Below are 18678 nucleotides of genomic sequence, written 5' to 3'. Positions count from 1 at the left end.
TCTGCATCGAAGGAGACTTCCATGGCCTACGAAGCGCGATATGTCCTGCGACCCAACCCCGGAGCCGATCTCGGAGCCGTCATCGAAGCCGTGAAGGCGGGCGCGGCGCTCTGGAAGAAGCACGGAGCGCCCGACGCCCAACTGTGGGCCGTGGCCGCTGGGGAGCTGGGCAACTACGTCATGACGGTTCAGTTCGAGAACGCGACGGCGTACGCCAAGGTCACGGATCTGTTGTCGGCCGATCCCGAATTCCGCCGCTGGCAAGCGAGCAATGTCCAGTCGGGGGCGTTCACGTGGGTGCGCAGCAACCTGATGCGCGAGTTGCCGCTCGCATGAAGGCTTCCATACAGTCATGTCTGCCGCCTTGATTCTTGCCCTGTTCTTTACGGTGGCACTCCTCGTCACGACGGCCTACTTCATCATGGGTTCCATTCCGCTGTTGATCCTCAAGCACGACACGCCGCTCGACGCCCGCTTTGTGCGGGGCTTCTTCAACATTTACTACCGCGCCGCATTCTTGACGGCGAGTGCAACAGCGGTCAGCTTTGCATCTGCGGGTCGTCCGGGGATCGCGGCGGGTGCTGCAGCGCTGGCGTTGATTGCCGTCGTCCTGCGCAAGATGATCATCCCCAAGATGGACTCGCTCGGAACGCAGATCCAGTCGAATGACATGGATGCAATTCCGGGATTCCGCAGGACTCACATCACCGCGATCCTGATCAACATCGCCCAGCTCGCAGCGATCGTATTCAGTCTCATCAAATTGAGCCGGTAGCTGCCGCCAAGCCGGCGGGAGGCTCTGAAAGAGCGACCGGAACTCCTGCACGAATGGTGTTGTGTACTTCGGCGACCGCATCCGTCTGGCGCACCAGGGCGGCGATGGCCTCAAGCGGCGCCGGAGACGACACGGTGACCTCGTATCGGATGTTGGATGCCGCCAGGCCAATGCCCGGGAACTCTGCCGTCGCCTCGACCGCGACCCCTTCTACCGGAATGTCCAGACGCTCAGCCTCCCGGTAGAGGTCATTGCAGTAGCACGTTGCGAGCGCGAGCATGAGGAACTCGCCGCCATTGATCGCGGAGCCCCTGCCAGAGGGCTTGGAGAGCACGGCGAGCGATTGCGTGTTTCCGCCGGTGCGCACGGCGACTTCGTGGTGGGCTCGCGAGTTCCTGACGGTGGCGGATATCTGCACGGCATGCTCCATGGCGTAGGTGCTTGGACCGACAATCTGTGCTTCCTGAAGCATGGTCGAACGCGTCCCGGCCCATGCTCGAAAACGACTGACTGGGTGACGAAACTGTATGACCAACGATTCCGACCGACGAGAAGACCAGAAAAAGATGGTGCTTTGCACCTCGTGCGCAGGAATCCAGCGCAATTGGCGCCGTGCGCCCGGGCACGCAGAGCTCGTTCAGACTTCCAGTCGCAAGGCGGAACGCAGTGATGGCGACACCGGCGGTCACACGGTCACCATCACCAGCTACCGTTGCGACGCCTGCGGCACGCGGTGGGAGTATGAAAACGACAAAACGAACCAGCAGGCGGGTTGGTCCGTCGCAGGGCGATAGATTCGCTTGCTCAACCCGGGATGTTCGGCTCGACCAACTGGGCCAGCGCGACAAGCGACTCCTGCCAGCCCAGGTAGCACATCTCGGTCGGAATCACATCGGGGATGCCTTCCTGCACGACGGACATCTCAGTGCCGCAGGACACCGGGGTCAGCGTCACGGTGGTCTTCATGCTGCCCGGCAGGTTGGGGTCGTCGAATGTCGCGTCGTATGCAATGCGCTGGCCGGGAACGAGTTCCAGGTACTTTCCGCCGAACGAGTGGCTGTGGCCGGTGCCGAAGTTGGTGAAGGACATGCGCCAGGCGCCCCCGACCACAGGTTCCATGCTGTGGACTTTGCCGGTAAACCCGAATGGCGGCAGCCAGCGCTCGAAGGCGCCGGGGTCGATGAATGCACGGTAGAGCCGCTCCGGCGGGGTGCGCAGCACGCGGTGCAGACGGACGGTGTTGGTTGCCATGAATGTGTTCTCCTGAAGAGCCCCGACGATAGAGCAGGGCAGGGCGCGTCCGCAATCGAAACGAAGCGATGTACGACAGAGCCGACAAGGACGCGATTTCGTAGGACTCATTGAGCCATCGAATTAGCCGGCGGAGCGCTACGCCGCGCCCGGCCTCCTACACCGGGTGCGGGCCAAGGGACATACCTTCCTCGCAAACGTAACTGGAGTGCCCATCATGTCGCTCGCCATGCCCCAGCCAGACTTCGAGCCCGCGCTGCGGGTTCATCTCAACGCGTTTCATGATCGCCTGGACGTCGATCCGGGTCGCCTGGTCGACCCCGGCGATGAAGACGAAGACGACGATCCGGTCGGAGATGAGCGCCGCGCGAGTCATCTGCTCATCGTCCACGGAGATCGCCGATCAAAGAGCCCCCAAAGCGAACGCCGGGGGCGATTCGATTCCCCAGGAGACTTTTACCCAGTCGTGCGGCGCATGTAAGCTGCCTTGCTTTCAAAGAAAGCCAAAGAAAGCACTCATGCCCCGGGCAGTCCTTGCCGAAACCCACATTCATCCCGCCGTCCGCGACAAGATTGCCCGGCACCAGTCCGCCATCGTCCGCGAGGTGCAGGGCGCCGTGGCGGCGCATCCGGTCGTCGTGGTCGGGATGGGGATCAACCCATTTCCGAAGAAGGCCCGGCGCCTGCTCGATGAAGCCGGGGTGCCCTACCACTACATCGGCTATGGAAGCTATTTCTCGAAATGGCGCCAGCGCAATGCGCTCAAGATGTGGACCGGCTGGCCAACGCTGCCGATGGTGTTCGTGCGGGGCACGCTGATCGGTGGAGCCGAGGATCTCCAGAAGCTCATCGCGAGTGGCGAGTTGCCGAGGTTGATGACCGACGCGACAGTTCCGAGCTGACAGCTGGGAGCGCTTGGTCAACTTCGGCCCTTGCCGACCGCGGCGGCCATCTCGGCGTTCTCGCGTGCGATCCTGCGAGCGGCTTCAAGGTCACGCCCGAGGAAGAAGCCGAGCACGGTCCGTATCGCCGCAATGGTGGCCAGGCGTCCGAGTTCGTCCCAACTCGGCGAAACCACCGTCGACACCAGGTCCGCGGCCAGGAGGAACTCGAGGCCCACCATCGTCCAGCGTGACAGGCCCTGCCACACGTCCAACGCCACCTCGTTCGCCGGCCGACGTGCGAGCGCGCCGGCGACCAGCCTTGTGATGGCCATCAACGCACCCAGCGCAAGAAGCACCAGCGTAGCGGCTTCGAGCAGTCGCGAGAGGATGTGCGCAGAGGTGTGCAGCAGTTCTTCCATCTGCGATCCTGGGTCCTCCAAGAGCCCCCGGTTCCGATCGAGGACCCAAGCCGCTCAGGCAAGTCCTGGCCTATTTGGCTGCCGGCATGCCGGGAGTATTGGGCGGAGCGGGGAACTGGCCAGCGTTGTCCTTTGGATTCTTGGCCATGCGCGCATTGGCTTTCGCCTGGCCGGCCGCCGCTGCCTTGCCGGAACCGATGTCATCGTTCATGGCCGAGCCCGCTTCATCGCCGCCGGTGTTCCCTACCTCCTTCTGCGACTTTGTCTTGTCCTTCGCCTGAGCACGTTGCTGCGGCTTGGTGTTGGTGATGACCTGCTCCTGCGACGAAGCACCCGGTGGGTTCTGGGCGTAAGCACCTGCCGCAATCAGCGCGGTGATCATGGCTGCAAGAATTTTGCTCATTTCGGGCTCCTTGATGAAATGGTGTGCCCGCGCGGGGTCGCATACCTCATGCGACCTGCCAGCAGACGCGAACCGATTCTTGTCCCGGTGGCTAGACGGGTAAATCCCGGCCGCCACCTATCAGCACGTACGTGGCGGAGGCAGCAGGTCACAATGCGAGGTCCGCCGCTGCAGGGAATGTCGTGCGCATCCTTCTTGTCTCGGACCTTCACTACACGCTGCCTCAACTCGATTGGGTGGTGCGGTTGGCGCCTTCCTACGATCTCGTGGTGATCGCCGGCGATCATCTGGATGTGAGTTCGCCGGTTTCGCTCGATGCGCAATCGGTCGTCCTGTTGCGCTACTTTTCGTTGATGAATCCAGGCCACTCGCTGGTGGTGGCGTCGGGCAATCACGACCTGACGGGCACGGACCGGCATGGGGAAAGGGCGGCGTTGTGGCTGCCGGAGAGCCGGCGTGCAGGCGTCTCCACGGATGGCGATTCGGTGACGATCGGCGACACCCTGATCACGATCTGTCCGTGGTGGGACGGCCCGAAGGGACGGGCAGAGCTCGAGCTGCGATTGGCCGCGAACGCTGGGCGGCGACCCGCACGCTGGGTCTGGATCTATCACTGGCCGCCGCTCGGCTTGCCCACCTGCTGGACCGGCAAGCGGGAGTACGGCGATCCGGATGTCGCCGCCTGGATTGCAAAGTATCGGCCCGACCTTGTGCTCACCGGGCATGTGCACGAGCCGCCTTTCAAGCCTGCCGGAGCGTGGGCTGACCGCCTCGGCACCACCTGGGTGTTCAATGCCGGCAGGCAGATCGGGCCGGTTCCCGCGCACATCGTGATCGACCTGGCGGCAGGCACCGCGTCGTGGCGCTCGCTGATGGGTGAAGAGGCGCTGGAACTGGACGCCGAACGCCCGCCTGCGCGATCGGTCTTCTGAGTCTCGAACGGCGCGGAGAAGAAGGCCCTCAGTATTCGGGGTTCGGGTCCCTGGCCGAGCCGGGGCTCGCGGGCGGTCCCTGGCGGTGCGCCAGTTGGTCCAGCACTTCCGAAACCATCGCCAGGCCGCCTTCGCGCACGACGGCCTCGCCGGGCGCAAGCCCAATCTCCGGCAGACCGACGGTGAGCTGGAGCATTTCGTGCATGGGCCGATGGTAGGCCAACTGCCGCTCGACGACGAGTGCATCGGCGATTTGCCTCAGGGCACGTTGGCTGTCGAGAGTTGGAAGGGCTTGCCCGGCAGCGGCAGTGCGCCAGCGTATTCGGCGATGCTGCCGTTGATCGCATTGACCGGGCATCCTTTGGGTGGCGGGCAGGCGCCGCCGTCCGAGAAGATCACCGGCCCGTAGCGGTAGTTGCGGATGGCCTTGCCGCCGTAGTCGGCCACGCTCACCASGTTGTTCGMGTTGGCGAAGTTSTCSKYGTCCTCCACSGCGAYCAGRTCCGTCAGCAGGTTGTGYYGRATGGTCCGCACGACGCTGCCGCTGTTSCCGTCCTTGGAAAAGCGCACCCACGAGATCYTGTTGTCGCCGCGCGAACCSACGATSACCTGCYGRTTGATCGAGTCGTYGRYGSCWYCGCTCGGTTCGCYCTTCGACGCGGCCAGCGAGGTCGGGTTGCGGCCGATGCCGSKCACGSTGCCCACCTCGGCGATGGCGCTCGSCGAKGGCGWRGCGACCGTCGCGCCRGGCGCGTAGCCAYCCAGGCTGTAGATGTGCAGCGTGCCGTCCTGCGTGGCGATCCAGGCGCGCGGGTTGTTGGTCGTCACCGTGGTCCTCACGGCCGTCGGACGTGCGCCCAGCGACATGGTCTTGATCACCGTCGGCTTCTGCGAGGACACGTGATCGAAGGTGTAGGGCCACTGATTGGCGGCCCGCCCGAGGTTGGACGTACTCGTCACGTTGGCGCTGAAGTACATGTCGTTGAAGTAGCTGAAGAGCGGCTTCAGGTCGATGAAGGCGGCCTTCTGTTCCGACTTGGAAATCACCACTGCTACGCCGCCCTTGGCATAGCGGCCGTAGTGGTCGGCGCCTCGAACGAAGTTCGCCCAATTGCTCGTCAAGGGCGAGTTGGGTTCGCCCATGAAGCTTCCGCCGCCCAGGATGCCGCTGAACTGGTGCAGATTGGTGGTCACCGCGATTTCCGTCGGCGCCGCCATGCCGGGGATGTCCACATAGCCCAGGACCTTCATGAAGGCGGTGTTGCCCATGTTGGGCAGGCCGGGGTAGACGCCCTTCCACTCATGCCACCATTCGTACCACGCCGCATACGTGACACCATTGGACTTGTGCGGCGCGGAGTTCATCGGGTCGCAGCCGTCGCACAGGCCCGCCAGCGCCACCACGGCAACCTGGCCCTTCAGCGCCGCGGTGTCCCACACCGTCACCAGCGCGAACTCGTTGCCGTTGGTCACAGCGACGCCCGTGGGCACCTTGTTGGGCGCGAGCATGGTGGTCGCGTTGTTGCTTGCCGTGTTGCTCCCCACCGTGCCGAGCACGCCGTTCTGGAAGGCGACCACGGCTTCGGCGCAGAAGCCGACGGCGCCTTCGCATCGGGCGATGGCCACCGGGTCGCCGCTCGTGATGCCGGCGGCCTTGTAGTTCATGACGTTCGGCGTATCGATGCCCTGGCCCGCCTGATAGATCTGCCACGGAAGCTGCGGCAGTTGGGCGAACACGTTGTACATGTAGCCAGAGACCTGGAGCAGGCTCACACCGACACGCCGCGTCGGGTCGTCGGCCACGAAGATCGCGTTGGCCTGATTCGTGGAATACGCCGCGGAATTGCCCGTCACAGGACCGCCGACCGACCAGTAGAACGGGACGTTCTGCGCCGGCGCGGTGAGCTTGGTGTCCGCAGGCTTGGACAGCACAGGACCCTTGTTGGCCGTGCCGTAAGAGTTCGCATCGGGACCATAGCGATACGCGATGCCCGCTTCCTTGCTGAGTTGGGCCGCCATCCTGACGTACGAACTCTGGATGACCGTCCCCGACGAATCGACGATGTCGCCGACCTGCGCCTGGGCCTGCGTGGTCGTCGGGCCAGCCATCGCGCTCATGCCGCCCAATGCGCCGACGGCAACCACGAGCAGAACAGAGCTTCGATAGGGTCTTTTCATGAAACCTCAAGATCGGAGGAGATGCCGGTTGCTGTCCGGTTCGGAACGCCATTAAACGTTGAAACTGTTCGCATCTTTCGAACGACCCATGACGATCGACGGGCATTCAACTTTGGCGGCGATGCCTATGGGGCGACCGGATTGCGTTTCTCCTCTTCCAGTTGTTGCCGGCGGCGAACGGCCTCGCACTGCGCATGCGCCTTGAAGGCCGGCTTCAGGCATTGAGAGGCCATGCATTGCGCCTTGGCGATGAAATTCATGCCCAAGCAAGCTGGCATCGGGTCGGCTGGCGCGACGGCCTTTGGCCTTGGGGCTTCGTTCACGGCGGGTTGCGAGGCGTGTGCGGGAGGCGATGGTTCCAGGACCGGGGCGATCTGCCGTTGGACAGCAGTCAGGGCGGGCGCTTCCTGAATCTCCGGAGCGCTTTTCGTTGGCGCTACTTCGTTGGCAAAGCCGTCCGGCCGCGGAGGGTCCACCTGTGCGCTGCCGGCGGTAAAGGGATACCAGCCTCCCGCGCCCGCCGCGAGCCACCCGGCCGATCCGATTGCCAGCAAAGTGATCAGGCTGGCTACGCTGATCCAAAGGCCTTTGGAGGCAGGAGCCACCCTCTTGGCGGCCGTTTCTCTGGTTGCGCGCGGGGTGGGCTGCGAACCGCGTCCCAGAGCGTCCAGTGCGCGAAACAGATTCAGGTACGAGGCCTTTTGCGCGGCCAGCGTCGAGGGCGCGAAATCACTGTCCGAGCAGCCCGTCGGCAGCGATGCGATGCACTCGATGCAGAACTTGGCGACCGTTCGGTTCCGCGTCTTGCATTTGGGACAGATCAGGGCCATGAGCACGACGGACCCGCGTCATGTCCCGGACACGCTGGGTCTGTCGGAAAGCAATTGCTCATCTGCTTAGATTGACAGAGTGCCCGCGTTTTGCAGTGTGTGAAAGTTCACGCGCTGAAACAGAAGTTTACATTTGGAGTCGAAAGCGGCCGGGCCGTGGACGTACGCGGAATGGGACGCGGCCCGCCAAAGAGTCCAGTCTCAATCGCGAATGCGGTTGGCCAGCTTGACCGCCTCCGCAAGCGCATCGAGCCGTCCCGCATGCTGAGCGGCGAGCGAGGCCAGTTTTCTGCGGCCTGCGGCCAGGAGGTGGACCTCGACCTGCCTTCGATCGGTCTTGCTTGTCTTGCGCTTTACCAAGCCGGCCTCTTCACAACGCGAGACCAAGGCGACCACGCCGTGAGGCTGAGCCTGCAGCCGTTCCGCGATCTCGCTAATGGTCGCCCAGTTTCTGTTCGGAAAGCCCTGCGTATGAAGCATCAACTGATACTGCAGCACGGTGATTCCTTCAACTCGCGCGGCGTCCTCGCTGAATCTCAGGAAGCTGCGCAATCTGAACCGAAAATCTGAAAGAGCTTCGAAACGCTGCTTTTCAGGGTCACCTGTAGGGGTCGGCATGGCGATTGGCTGGGTTTTGCCTACGAATGTAGCAGCCAGACGCGAACTGCCTCGGCGCTGCGGCCAAGGGAGGGTCGCGAGGTCACACTCGCATGCCGCTAGCGGATTCGATAGTCGAGGAGCGCCGTTCGAATGGAGTCACCCGGAGAGCCGCCACTTTGTGTGTTGTCGTGAGCATCAGCGATCTTGGCGCAGAGAGTCACCACAGCCATCGTGTATCCCCAAAGCTCGTCGCCAACAGACTCGCCATGGTCCGGCAGCAATCGATATTGGACTGCAAGGTCCTTGAAGACGCGATCGGGATCGACGTCGCCAAGCACACCTGTGATCTGAGTCATGCGCGGTCCTTTCGTTATGAAGGCGCCTGCCCTGTTTGGTCGCGCCATCGGGCTGTGAGCCTTCGATCCGACGCTCAAGATCTGCCGCAGTTGGCAGGATAGCTGAGGAGCAATCGCATGTGCCGACCACGTTTCCGAGGACAGCACCAGAATGCGGGACGTCCTGTTGAGCAGATCGATGAACATTGAGGAAGGTTCCGGATCCATGAACGGAACTCGACGGAAGGTCTCCGACTGCGACGATCGGCTGGTCGTGCAAGCGCGCGCCGCGAACACGGTCCTTTCGGTAGCAGCCCGTATCCGCCCAGAAGCGAGTGTTCCCGACAGATGCCCGATTCACAAGTGAACTTCGTGCCGGGCCCGCCGTCCAATGCACTCTGACGCCGGCTAGAGCCGGAGTTGCTTTCCATCTTTCCACCCGACCGATGGGGCACGAACATGATCGAACCGATTTCCGGTCTTCCCGACAATGTCGTTGGCATCGTCGCTTCCGGCTACGTGAGCGCAAGCGACTATGAGGCGGTCTTCGTTCCGACCGTCGAATCGAGGGTGAAGCAGTTCGACAAGCTGCGGCTTCTCTATCAAGTCGGCCCCGAGTTCAAAGGCTTCTCCGCGGGAGCGATGTGGGACGACCTGAAACTCGGCGTCGGCCATTGGAAGGCGTGGGAAAGGATCGCCATCGTGACCGATGTCGATTGGATTGCCAACCTCAGTCGCTTTTTCAGCTTTGCCATGCCGTGCCCGATAAAAGTCTTCCCCAACAGCGCAATCGCGCAGGCCACCGACTGGCTGACCACCGGCTGACCGATCGAATGCCCATGCTGATCAGGCAACGTGCGCGTCGTTGCGTGAGGCGGGGCAAAGACATTGGCCCGTCTTTGTGCAGGAGAAATCGATGCTCAAGCAAATGGTGATTTGCGCAATGTTGATCAACTTGGCGATGGCCGACCTTGCTACTGCCCAGCAGGCTCCGCCGGCATCCGACAAAGCCAGGCAGATAGAAACGTTGGTCAACAAGGCCGCGGCTTTGATCGACAGTAAAGGCAAGGCAGCATTCCCCGAGTTCCGAGTGAAGGACTCCGAGTGGTTCCACGGCGATACATATCTGTTTGTCTACGATCTGAAGTCGGATGTCTTGTTGAACCCCGCCTTCCCAGCCCGCGAGGGGACCAAGGTCACGGGTCAGAAAGACGCCAACGGCAAGCTCTTCCATGACGCAATGATTCGAACAGCCGAAACCAAGGGGTCAGGGTGGGTCGACTACATGTTCCCGAAACCCGGGCAGACCCAACCATCGCAAAAGTGGGCCTACGTCAAGGCCGTCAAGGTGGATGGAGTTCCGGGCTTGGTGGCTTCGGGCTTCTATCCCTAGCGGAGGTGGCTTTCCCTGCAATGTTTGGCCGCGGGAAATGGTCGCCGGATCGGAGGTAGCGATGAAACGGCTCCTGATTGCTATGGCTACGGTATTGGGTTTGGGGCTATGTGCAGTGCAATCGACAGCGGGGGCCGACGCAGTCTATGTCGTCAAACCCGTGGCCGAGAAGAGGGTCAAGCAACTACCGGATGGGCCCCTGTATTGGCGGATTGAGAATTTCCCCAGTTTGGCGCAGGCGCAGGCCGCCATTGGCCCTGATCGTTGGAATCCAAACACGGTGAGTTATGACGGCGCGCCGTCGCTGGCCGCTGAAGTCGCGGGCAAGGACTGGCTCTTTACGCTCGGTCCCAAGGGTGGCTCGACACGTGGCGGAACCGAGGTCGCCGAGATAGGGCCCGTGCCGCCGATCACCGCACCCGAGTACCTGCTGCGCATCAACCACGCTTCGGGGCCGCCCGGAGCGAAGACACCGCAGCATAGTCATCCGGGCTCCGAAGCCTTCTACGTGATCTCGGGCGAGCTAGGCCAAAGAACTCCACAGGGAGTTAGTCATGTCGAGGCCGGGCACACGATGAATGGACATTCTGCCGGCATGCCGATGGAAGTTTTCAACAGCGGAAAGACTGAACTGAGCGCCCTTGTCCTGTTCGTGGTGGACGCGACCAAGCCGTTTTCGTCTCCAGTTGAGCTCCACTGAATAGCGCTCGGGAAGGCACTGTGACCGGAGCGGGCCCCGTAGCTGCCATCGGGACGGCGGAGCGGGCCAGTGCTCGACGCGTATCAGCCGAAATCGTCCCTGGTCTAGAACGACTCGGCCATGACCGCCAAGGCCTTTGAACCTTTGCGAGGATGCGGCCGATCCATCGGCCTTTGCGCGGATTCACGCAACGCCGCGTCGACCAGTGCGTCCGCCATCCACAGAGCGATGCGCTCGATCTCGCGATCACCCAGCCCCCAGATATCCCTCAGGATCACATAGGCCTCGATGCCATAGACGACCGACAAGGCGCGGTGGAGGCGGATCCGAACGGCCGGCCGCATGGGCGGCGCGAGGGGGCTGATTGCGTGTTCGAGGATGCGCACGCGATGGCCGCGTCGATACGGCTCCTCATCCAGCAGTCCTGCGCGCTCCAGAGCCCATTGCTCGAGCGACAGTTGAACGGCCGCGCGGAGTTGCGCTTCGAATTCCCCGAAACGCGGAAACGTCTGCAGGAACAATTCGCGCACCCGCTCACGACCGTCCGGATTGTCGGAGCCGAGTCTGGGCAGTGTCGAGCAGCAATCGGAACGTAGCTGCCTTGACCCCGCTTTGCGGCGGAACGGGCGATTCGCTCAACTTGTATTTTTGAGAGGTCATCGCGCGCGGTTGCGGAGTCCGGAGATCGGGCGCTACCTGTTCGCCCCTGCTTTCAAGACCGGGGTGGTAGCGGCCATGCTCATCGTGCGCTTGTTCACGAGCGGAGCTTCAGGCGTGTTGACTGGCTGTCTGGACGGCGCCCGGCTCCAACGGGTGCGGGTGAATTGCCCGTCGCCGATGGCTGGGTCTGAGGAATTCGCGAAAGCCGGCGTCGACGTATGCGGACGGTGGCAAGACATCCGTGAGCAACTGCGCGTCGACGTCTGCCTCCATCTGCGCCGCACGGTCGTCAAGTTCACCCTTGATGAGGACAAGCCCTGCGATGAGCAGGACGAGCGGGGCGACGGATGCGATGCGTATCCAGCGCCGGCTGCTTTCAAGGGAGATGGAAAGATTCGGCCATGGGAGAGCTTGTCGCACCCGTTGTGGCTCCACCTTGCGATTGGCAATCGCCCGGCAGCGCCCAGCCCGCAACCGCTCGACAATCTCGCCCGATAGGCCGCGCTCCGCGTCGGACAGCCGCCTCGCGATCGCGCGTCCGTACTCGTCGCATAAGCCATTGGACAGGGATGGACGGGCTGCCATGGGATACCTCAGGGTCGGAGAGCAGAAAAAAATGTGGGGGCCAAGCATCAAACGGACGAACCCGTTCAGGAATGCACGCCGCCTCAAATTAGTCACAGTATGATGAAAATTGTCTCACGCCATGAGGGATATTGGATCGAGGCCAACGCCAGCTTTACCCCAGACGCAGCGGCACATAGATCTTGCTGCCATCCCGTTCGATCAACAACGCCACCGTCTTGCCGGACTTCTTCACCAGCGCCTGGACCTGTGCGGAACTCTGAGTCGGCGTTCCATTGATTGCTATCAGCACATCGCCAGGCCGAATGCCGGCCCGTTCCGCCGACCCGCTCACACCTGCGACCAGCAGTCCGCCATCGACGCCCGCTTCGCGCATTTCGGATGGTCGCAGCGACCGCAGTGTCAGACCGAGCTTGCCTTGCCCTCCATCGGCAGATTCGCCGGACTTGGCGACATCGGTCGGGACCCTGTTGTCGGCGTTTCCCAATCTGACTGTCAGCGTCAACGCCTTTCCCTGTCGCCAGACATCCAGCCTGACATTTGCGCCGGGATGCGCCGCACCGACAACTGACGGAAGGTCTCCAACCGCAACGATCGGCTGGTCGTTCATCTTGCTGATCACATCGCCGACCTTCAATCCAGCCTTGTCGGCGGGGCCATCCTTCTGGACGTCGGACACGAGCGCGCCCTCGGGCTTGGCGAGACCGAAGGAGTCAGCCAGCGTCTGGTTCACGTCCTGGACCGACACGCCGAGGCGCGCATGAGTGGCATGCCCGGTCGCGACGATCTGGTCTTTGACACGGATCGCCACGTCGATCGGGATCGCGAAAGACAGCCCTTGGTAGCCTCCGCTGCGGCTGTAGATCTGCGAATTGACGCCAACCACTTCGCCGCGAGCATCGAGCAAGGGACCACCTGAGTTTCCGGGATTGACGGCGACATCGGTCTGGATGAAAGGCACGAAACTGTCGCCGGGAAGCGATCGGCCCTTCGCGCTGACGACACCCACGCTCACGCTGTTTTCGAAGCCGAACGGCGACCCGATGGCAAGGACCCATTCTCCGACCTTGAGATCGCGGGCATTTCCAAGCGTCACGACGGGCAGGTCATGCGCAGCAATCTTGAGCACCGCCACGTCAGTCTTCGGGTCTGATCCGAGCACCTTCGCAGGGAATTCGCGGCGATCCGTGAGCTTGACCGTGACCTCGGCCGCGCCCTGGACCACGTGGGCGTTGGTCAGAATGACGCCGTCGGGGCTGATGATGAATCCGGAGCCTTGACCGCGCAACGGCAAATCGGGTTCACCCGGAATGCCGCCACCGGGTATCCCGAAGCGCTTGAAGAACTCGAAGAACGGATCGCGTGGATCGCGTGGATCGAGGCCAGGCCCGTCGCCGCGCCGTCCGCTCGACCCGTTGCCATCGAGCCGCGTTTTCTTTGGCGCCGCAGTCACGCTGACATTGACGACAGCCGGCCCGCTGCGCTGCGCGATGGCCGTGAAGTCCAGTGCGCTCGTCGGGGCCCGAACGTCCGCAGGCTGCGGGGGCGCCGTATTTGCGTATGCACCTGCAATCGGGGTCGCCCCGGTGCAACCGAGGATGCCGGCGGCTACGAGCGAGAGAGCAAATCGGATGCCGCTGCTTGCGTCGAAGTTCATGACTTCTCCTTTCATTGGAAGGAGGCCGGTGATTGAATCCGGCAGCGGACCAGCGTCAGCGCGCAGAACCACCCGACGGCCCGGGCAGAGCCGATGGATTGCGCAGAAGGCATCTGGATCAGCGCCGCGACAGGAGGTCGGCGGCCTCGTCCGACAGGTTGATAGACACCGGCGTTCCGACAAAGGTTTCATCCGACGGCGAGGCGTCCGATGCCCCAGGGTCGACGAATACCTCATAATGTGAGGAACTCCGCGGCCGTAAGGGGAGCCGCTACGCGGCGCGAAATCCCGGGCGGGCACGTACTACCTCACCACCGTCACTGTGCAGTGTGAATAGCCGATGACTTGGCGCGCGACCGACCCGATCAGCCAGCGATCGAACAATGAGTGTCCCCGATGACCGACAACGATCAGATCGATGGCGTGCTTCTCCGCATAGAGCACGATTTGCTCTCCGGGCTGTCCCATTGCGACTTCGAGTGTCAAGGCGATCGAGTCCTTTTCCAGTCTCTCCCTGACGGATCGGAGTAGTTCATTGCAGTGTTCGTACACACCTTCCATTCCTGCGGAAACTGCCATTTCGTTGGCGAAGTCAGGCAACCTCGCCACCGTCAGAACGTGAAGCTGTGCGTCATACCGAAGCGCAAGGTCCACTGCAAACGTCAACGCGTTCTCGGCGCTTTGCGACCCGTCATACGCCAACAGGATTCGCCTGACCATGATGTACCTCCGTCTTGAATGTTCCTGAGCTTCGAACTCGCGCTCGACCGAACCGGCTATTCGTAGACTCCATTGCGCCAAAGTAGTGCCCCGGCTTTCATGGAACGCCGAATGCATGACAACCGAAAGCGCGATGCTGCGTTGTTGGCTGGTGAGAAGAATTCCCACGGATGTGCACCCAGTCGTGACTGAATTGCCAGCCGCAATTCCCAGAGGTCTCGCGCAACTGACTTACCGGTTTGCCAACTCCTGGCCACGGCTCAAGCCATGGCTGGTGGCGGCATTGGGTGCGCTGTTGTGCGTGTTGATCGGTACGGCGCTTCACGGGCTGTTGCGCGAAGTGCGTTACGGCAGCGTCATGCAGGCGATTGCGGCGACGCCCAGCCTTCACATCGGCCTTGCATTGGCAGCGACGACGCTGAGCTATCTCACCCTGACCGGATACGACTTCTCTTCGCTCTCGTATGCACACGCCCGTGTCCAACGCGGCACGGTGCTTCTCACTTCCTTCGTGGCCTACGCGCTTTCCAACACCATCGGCTTCGGTCCGCTGACCGGCGGCGCGGTCCGGACGCGGATCTACACGGCGGCTGGATTGACGCCGCACCAGATTGCGCAGGTGATCGCCTTCAACGCCCTGGCGTTCGGCCTGGGCATCTCGGCATTCGGTGCACTCGGCGTTCTTTGGGGCGCATCCGACGTTGCGCCGCTCCTGCGCCTGCCTCCTGCCTTTTTACGACTGATGGCAGGACTCACGCTTCTGGGGCTGGCCGTGTTCCTCTGGCTTTGCCATCGACGGCGGGCGCTCGACCTGGGCGCGCGCTGGACGCTGCGACTTCCGCCCGTCGGGCTTGCTGCGCGTCAGTTGGCGATTTCAGCCGTCGAACTGTCTGCCTCGGCAGCGGCGCTGTGGTTCCTGTTGCCCGCAGATCGCATTCCCTTGCCGACCTTCATCAGCTTCTATGCCATCGCGGTGGCAGCGGGGATCGTGAGCCATGTTCCGGGTGGCGTCGGTGTCTTCGAGGCGGTCATGCTGTTGACCAGCGGCTCGCACGTGCCGACCGAAGCCATGCTTGGTGCGTTGCTGCTCAATCGCGGCATCTACTATGTGCTCCCTCTGGTGGTCGCGACAGCCATCGCGCTGACCTACGAACTTCGTTCGGGCGTCGCCGCCCCCGCAGGACGCGCAGCGGTACGCCTGAGCCCGCGCCTCCTGGCGGCGCTGGCGCTGGTTGCGGGAATCTGGCTGCTGGTGTCGGGCGTGACGCCGTTGACCGAAGACGCGCGAGATCTGCTCGAAGCGTTGAAAGTCCCGCTTCCACTGATCGAGGCGTCGCACTTTCTCGGCAGTGTTGCCGGCCTGGGTTTTCTGTTGGTGGCTCGCGGGCTGTTCCACCGGCTCGATGCGGCATGGTGGGTCGCACTGGGGCTCTCCGTCGTGTCTGCCGTCCTTGCGCTACCCAAGGGCATCGCACTGAACGAGGCCGCGCTGATGTCGGCCCTCGCGGTGTTGCTGTTGCTCTCACACCGCCAGTTCGATCGACCGTCGTCGCTGATTTCCCAACGTCTGGAACCCGGATGGCTCCTTGCGCTGGCTGCCGTCCTTGCGGCCTGTGTCTGGATACTTCTCTTCGCCTACCAGGAGGTGAGCTACACCCGTCGGTTGTGGTGGGAGTTCGAGCTCGATGCACAGGCCCCGCGTTCGCTGCGCGCGCTATTGGGGGTGGCGCTGACGGCCCTGAGCTTCGGGCTGTGGCAGTTGCTGCGTCCTCCGGCCGGCGAAGTCCGATCTCCGTCCGACGAAGAAATCGATCGCGCGGCCGCCATCGTCCGATCCGGTTCTGCGCCGGAAGGCTGCATGGCCCTGATGGGAGACAAGCACCTGCTGTTTTCGCCGACCGGCAAGAGTTTCCTGATGTACGGCAAGCGCGGGCGCTCGTGGATAACCCTCTTCGGCCCGTTCGGGGAACCGAATGAATGGCCGGACCTGGTCTGGACCTTTGTCGAACTTGCCTCGGCCCATGGCGGCCGGCCGGCGTTCTACCAGGTCGAGCCCGCCAGTTTGCCCCTGTACCTTGACTGCGGATTGCAGGCATTCAAACTGGGCGAGTACGCGCATATCGAATTGCCCGAGTTCAGCCTCAAGGGAGCCAAGAGAGCCAATCTGCGTTCAGGCATGAATCGCGGCGAACGCGAAGGCCTGTCGTTCGAAGTGTTGGCGCCGGAAGCCACGATGGACGCCATGCCAGAGCTTCAGGCCGTCTCCGACACCTGGCTGGACAAGCAAAACACCCGCGAAAAGGGCTTCTCCGTGGGGCGCTTTGACCCCGATCACCTGCGGCGCTTCCCGGTTGCGGTGGTGCGGCATGAAGGCCGGATCATCGCCTTTGCCACGTTGTTCGTCACGGACGCGGCGCAGGAGGCCTGCGTCGACCTCATGCGTCATTTGCCCGATTCGCCGCCAGGCACCATGGACTTCCTGTTTGCAAGGATCCTGCTTCACCTGCAGGCCAAAGGGTTTCAGCGATTCGGCCTCGGAATGTCGCCGATGGCCGGGATGGCAACGCGCCAGAACGCGCCGCGTTGGCAGCGACTGGGCCGCGTTCTGTTCGACTACGGTGAGCGCTTCTACAACTTCCGCGGCCTGTACAGCTTCAAGGACAAGTTCGAACCCGTCTGGGAAGCGCGCTACCTGGCCGCCTCGGGCGGTGTTTCGCCTCTGCTTGTGCTGATTGATCTGGCGGCCTTGATCGGTGGTGGCGCCAAAGGAGTGATAACGAAATGACAAGTCGCCTTGCGCGCGCGCTGCTTTCCGTACTCTTCGCGAGCCTCGTTGGGTTTGCCGGCGCGCAGACGCGTGAACCGGCAATGACGCTCACGCCCACCCATGTCATCACGCACGGCGTGTTCGTGGACATCCCGGTCTTTCGCCCGGCGGGGCAGGTACAGCAGTTTGTCCTTCTCTTCTCGGGCGGCGCCAAGCCGACCTCGAGGGACCTGCGGCTCGTGCAATGGATGGTGCGCAAGGGCGCCATGGTGCTGGTCGTGCCGCTTCCGGTCTTCTACGACGGGATCGCGGCAGTGAGCCGTCAATGCGTCCATGGACCCGGCGCCGTCGAGAACTTCGCGCGCTATGTGCAGGCGTATGAGAAGCTGACCGGCTACATCGAGCCGCTGCTTGTCGGCACGGGCAACGGCGGCGCATTCGTTTATGGGTTGCTCGCCCAGGCGCCCGCCGATTCGTTCACGGCGGCACTTTCGGTGGACTTCTGTCCACGACTGGCGCTGCCCATGCCGCTGTGTGCCGAAGGGGTGCTTCGATGGAGGCCGGCAGTCGATGGCGTCGAGCTCGAAGCCGGCGCTCGGCCCACAGCAGCCTGGACTGCGTTGCGCGGTGACGCTCCGCAGTCTTGTGCGGCAGAGGCAGAGGCGTTCACGCGCAAGGTGCCGGGGGCCACTTGGGTCGACGCGACCGCGACTGCCAAGCCGGGCATCGAGGACATACCGGCCGGCTTCGGTCCTGCCTTCGAACAACTCGCTGGCCGACGCGCTGCCCTTGACGTCCCCCCCGCCCAGCTCGTGGATTTGCCGATCACCGAAGTGCCAGCGACCCAAGGAGGTGCGCGCTTTGCCGTGATGATTTCGGGCGACGGCGGCTGGGCCGGCATCGACAAGGGCGTTGCGGCGGCCCTTGCCGAGAGCGGGGTACCGGTCGCAGGCATCGATTCTCTGCGGTACTTCTGGTCCGCACGCACGCCGGACGGGTTCGCCGCGGATCTGGATCGAGTCATCCGCTACTACACGGCACGCTGGAAGCGAAGCGAGGTGGTCCTGATCGGATATTCCCAGGGCGCCGACGTCCTGCCGTTTGCGTTCAACCGCCTGCCGGCGCGCACGCGCGCCAAGGTGAGCCTCACCGCACTGCTCGGCCCCGGCGAGAAGGCGTCCTTCGAATTCCACCTGAGCAACTGGATCGGCAAGAGCGGCGACCTGCCAATCGCTCCTGAAGCGCGGAAATTGCCCGCCAAGGCGACGCTCTGCGTTTATGGGGCCGACGAACGCAAGGACTCTTTGTGCCCGCTACTGGAAAGCCTCGGCGCGCAGGTCGTCGCCATGCCGGGCGGCCATCACTTTGGCGGCGACTATGAGGCGCTTGCGGCGCGCGTTCTCGCAGCGGTCCCACCGGGAGTTCGATAGCGTCCGCCCAGAGTGTTCCCGACAGTTGTCTGATTCAAGTGAACTTCGTGCCGGGCCTCTCGCCCAATGCAATCTGACGCCGCCTGGAGCCGAGGCAGTCCCAACCATCGCAAAAGTGGGCTTACGTCAAGGCCGTCAAGGTGGATGGATTCCAAGCTT

24 protein-coding genes are annotated in these 18678 nt (G+C 63.1%); 10 read left to right on the top strand and 14 right to left on the bottom strand.

Annotation, left to right across the window (positions count from 1 at the left end):
- The first annotated feature begins 21 nt into the window (after nt 1-21).
- Together AC1DHL_RS01000 and AC1DHL_RS00995 are read left to right on the top strand one after the other, a co-directional pair.
- On the top strand, nt 22-336 hold the full coding sequence (locus AC1DHL_RS01000) for an NIPSNAP family protein (RefSeq protein ID WP_478096405.1): 315 nt from the start codon (nt 22-24) through the stop codon (nt 334-336).
- Between the two features lie 16 nt (nt 337-352).
- Nucleotides 353-775 carry a hypothetical protein gene (locus tag AC1DHL_RS00995; protein WP_478096407.1) on the top strand — a complete coding sequence of 141 codons (423 nt, stop codon included), beginning with the start codon at nt 353-355 and terminating at the stop codon, nt 773-775.
- Here AC1DHL_RS00995 and AC1DHL_RS00990 read toward each other — a convergent pair.
- Nucleotides 759-1247: an OsmC family protein gene (locus AC1DHL_RS00990; RefSeq protein ID WP_478159891.1), complete on the bottom strand. Its 489-nt coding sequence runs from the start codon at nt 1245-1247 to the stop codon at nt 759-761. The genes AC1DHL_RS00995 and AC1DHL_RS00990 overlap by 17 nt on opposite strands.
- 55 nt (nt 1248-1302) lie before the next feature.
- Between AC1DHL_RS00990 and AC1DHL_RS00985 the strand changes: the two genes are divergently transcribed.
- Nucleotides 1303-1569 (top strand): hypothetical protein, encoded by a 267-nt coding sequence (locus AC1DHL_RS00985; RefSeq protein ID WP_478096410.1) that lies wholly within the window; start codon nt 1303-1305, stop codon nt 1567-1569.
- 10 nt (nt 1570-1579) lie between these two features.
- On the opposite strand, the gene AC1DHL_RS00980 is transcribed toward AC1DHL_RS00985, so the two are convergent.
- A complete protein-coding gene (locus tag AC1DHL_RS00980) occupies nt 1580-2026 on the bottom strand; it encodes an SRPBCC family protein (protein WP_478096411.1) in 447 nt (148 codons plus the stop codon).
- A gap of 157 nt (nt 2027-2183) precedes the next feature.
- Nucleotides 2184-2417, bottom strand: a complete 234-nt coding sequence (locus tag AC1DHL_RS00975) for a hypothetical protein (protein ID WP_478096413.1) — start codon at nt 2415-2417, stop codon at nt 2184-2186.
- Nucleotides 2418-2544: 127 nt separating this feature from the next.
- Here AC1DHL_RS00975 and AC1DHL_RS00970 point away from each other — a divergent pair, with 127 nt between their 5' ends.
- Complete coding sequence (locus AC1DHL_RS00970) at nt 2545-2928, top strand: glutaredoxin (RefSeq protein ID WP_478096415.1); 384 nt, start codon at nt 2545-2547, stop codon at nt 2926-2928.
- Nucleotides 2929-2945: 17 nt separating this feature from the next.
- Here AC1DHL_RS00970 and AC1DHL_RS00965 read toward each other — a convergent pair whose 3' ends face one another.
- Both AC1DHL_RS00965 and AC1DHL_RS00960 read right to left on the bottom strand, forming a co-directional pair.
- The gene (locus tag AC1DHL_RS00965) at nt 2946-3329 is read right to left on the bottom strand and encodes a DUF1622 domain-containing protein (RefSeq protein WP_478096417.1); all 384 of its coding nucleotides are present in this window, start codon (nt 3327-3329) and stop codon (nt 2946-2948) included.
- A gap of 70 nt (nt 3330-3399) precedes the next feature.
- Nucleotides 3400-3732: a cell envelope biogenesis protein TolA gene (locus tag AC1DHL_RS00960; protein ID WP_478159889.1), complete on the bottom strand. Its 333-nt coding sequence runs from the start codon at nt 3730-3732 to the stop codon at nt 3400-3402.
- Nucleotides 3733-3914: 182 nt separating this feature from the next.
- Between AC1DHL_RS00960 and AC1DHL_RS00955 the strand changes: the two genes are divergently transcribed.
- The gene (locus tag AC1DHL_RS00955; protein WP_478159887.1) at nt 3915-4664 is read left to right on the top strand and encodes a metallophosphoesterase family protein; all 750 of its coding nucleotides are present in this window, start codon (nt 3915-3917) and stop codon (nt 4662-4664) included.
- A gap of 28 nt (nt 4665-4692) precedes the next feature.
- Here AC1DHL_RS00955 and AC1DHL_RS00950 read toward each other — a convergent pair whose 3' ends face one another.
- The 5 genes from AC1DHL_RS00950 to AC1DHL_RS00930 all read right to left on the bottom strand — a co-directional run bounded on the left by AC1DHL_RS00950 (nt 4693) and on the right by AC1DHL_RS00930 (nt 8814).
- Complete coding sequence (locus tag AC1DHL_RS00950; protein ID WP_478096421.1) at nt 4693-4869, bottom strand: hypothetical protein; 177 nt, start codon at nt 4867-4869, stop codon at nt 4693-4695.
- 53 nt (nt 4870-4922) lie between these two features.
- Nucleotides 4923-6842 (bottom strand): hypothetical protein, encoded by a 1920-nt coding sequence (locus AC1DHL_RS00945; RefSeq protein WP_478159885.1) that lies wholly within the window; start codon nt 6840-6842, stop codon nt 4923-4925.
- Nucleotides 6843-6967: 125 nt separating this feature from the next.
- Nucleotides 6968-7678, bottom strand: a complete 711-nt coding sequence (locus tag AC1DHL_RS00940) for a hypothetical protein (RefSeq protein WP_478159883.1) — start codon at nt 7676-7678, stop codon at nt 6968-6970.
- A 195-nt stretch (nt 7679-7873) separates the two neighbouring features.
- Nucleotides 7874-8290, bottom strand: coding sequence for a MarR family winged helix-turn-helix transcriptional regulator (locus AC1DHL_RS00935; protein ID WP_478096427.1), 417 nt, complete (start codon nt 8288-8290; stop codon nt 7874-7876).
- Nucleotides 8291-8388: 98 nt separating this feature from the next.
- Nucleotides 8389-8814 (bottom strand): hypothetical protein, encoded by a 426-nt coding sequence (locus AC1DHL_RS00930; protein WP_478096429.1) that lies wholly within the window; start codon nt 8812-8814, stop codon nt 8389-8391.
- Nucleotides 8815-9066: 252 nt separating this feature from the next.
- On the opposite strand from AC1DHL_RS00930, the gene AC1DHL_RS00925 reads away from it, so the two are divergent.
- The 3 genes from AC1DHL_RS00925 to AC1DHL_RS00915 all read left to right on the top strand — a co-directional run bounded on the left by AC1DHL_RS00925 (nt 9067) and on the right by AC1DHL_RS00915 (nt 10700).
- Nucleotides 9067-9432, top strand: coding sequence for a SpoIIAA family protein (locus AC1DHL_RS00925; protein ID WP_478096431.1), 366 nt, complete (start codon nt 9067-9069; stop codon nt 9430-9432).
- Between the two features lie 91 nt (nt 9433-9523).
- A complete protein-coding gene (locus AC1DHL_RS00920) occupies nt 9524-10000 on the top strand; it encodes a cache domain-containing protein (RefSeq protein WP_478096433.1) in 477 nt (158 codons plus the stop codon).
- 61 nt (nt 10001-10061) lie between these two features.
- Nucleotides 10062-10700 (top strand): cupin domain-containing protein, encoded by a 639-nt coding sequence (locus AC1DHL_RS00915; RefSeq protein ID WP_478159881.1) that lies wholly within the window; start codon nt 10062-10064, stop codon nt 10698-10700.
- Nucleotides 10701-10804: 104 nt separating this feature from the next.
- Here AC1DHL_RS00915 and AC1DHL_RS00910 read toward each other — a convergent pair whose 3' ends face one another.
- The 4 genes from AC1DHL_RS00910 to AC1DHL_RS00895 all read right to left on the bottom strand — a co-directional run bounded on the left by AC1DHL_RS00910 (nt 10805) and on the right by AC1DHL_RS00895 (nt 14322).
- Nucleotides 10805-11230, bottom strand: a complete 426-nt coding sequence (locus AC1DHL_RS00910) for a hypothetical protein (protein ID WP_478159879.1) — start codon at nt 11228-11230, stop codon at nt 10805-10807.
- A gap of 238 nt (nt 11231-11468) precedes the next feature.
- Nucleotides 11469-11945, bottom strand: a complete 477-nt coding sequence (locus AC1DHL_RS00905; protein ID WP_478096439.1) for a DUF3619 family protein — start codon at nt 11943-11945, stop codon at nt 11469-11471.
- Nucleotides 11946-12099: 154 nt separating this feature from the next.
- Nucleotides 12100-13602, bottom strand: a complete 1503-nt coding sequence (locus tag AC1DHL_RS00900; protein ID WP_478096441.1) for a Do family serine endopeptidase — start codon at nt 13600-13602, stop codon at nt 12100-12102.
- 303 nt (nt 13603-13905) lie between these two features.
- Nucleotides 13906-14322: a universal stress protein gene (locus AC1DHL_RS00895; protein WP_478096814.1), complete on the bottom strand. Its 417-nt coding sequence runs from the start codon at nt 14320-14322 to the stop codon at nt 13906-13908.
- A gap of 184 nt (nt 14323-14506) precedes the next feature.
- Here AC1DHL_RS00895 and mprF point away from each other — a divergent pair, with 184 nt between their 5' ends.
- Together mprF and AC1DHL_RS00885 are read left to right on the top strand one after the other, a co-directional pair.
- Complete coding sequence (gene mprF / locus AC1DHL_RS00890) at nt 14507-17107, top strand: bifunctional lysylphosphatidylglycerol flippase/synthetase MprF (RefSeq protein ID WP_478159877.1); 2601 nt, start codon at nt 14507-14509, stop codon at nt 17105-17107.
- On the top strand, nt 17104-18519 hold the full coding sequence (locus AC1DHL_RS00885) for a virulence factor family protein (protein ID WP_478159875.1): 1416 nt from the start codon (nt 17104-17106) through the stop codon (nt 18517-18519). Before mprF ends, AC1DHL_RS00885 begins: the two co-directional genes overlap by 4 nt.
- Nucleotides 18520-18678 lie beyond the last annotated feature (159 nt).

Source organism: Variovorax sp. 10L426 (assembly GCF_056395305.1).
This window is presented reverse-complemented; position numbering and strand designations above follow the sequence as displayed.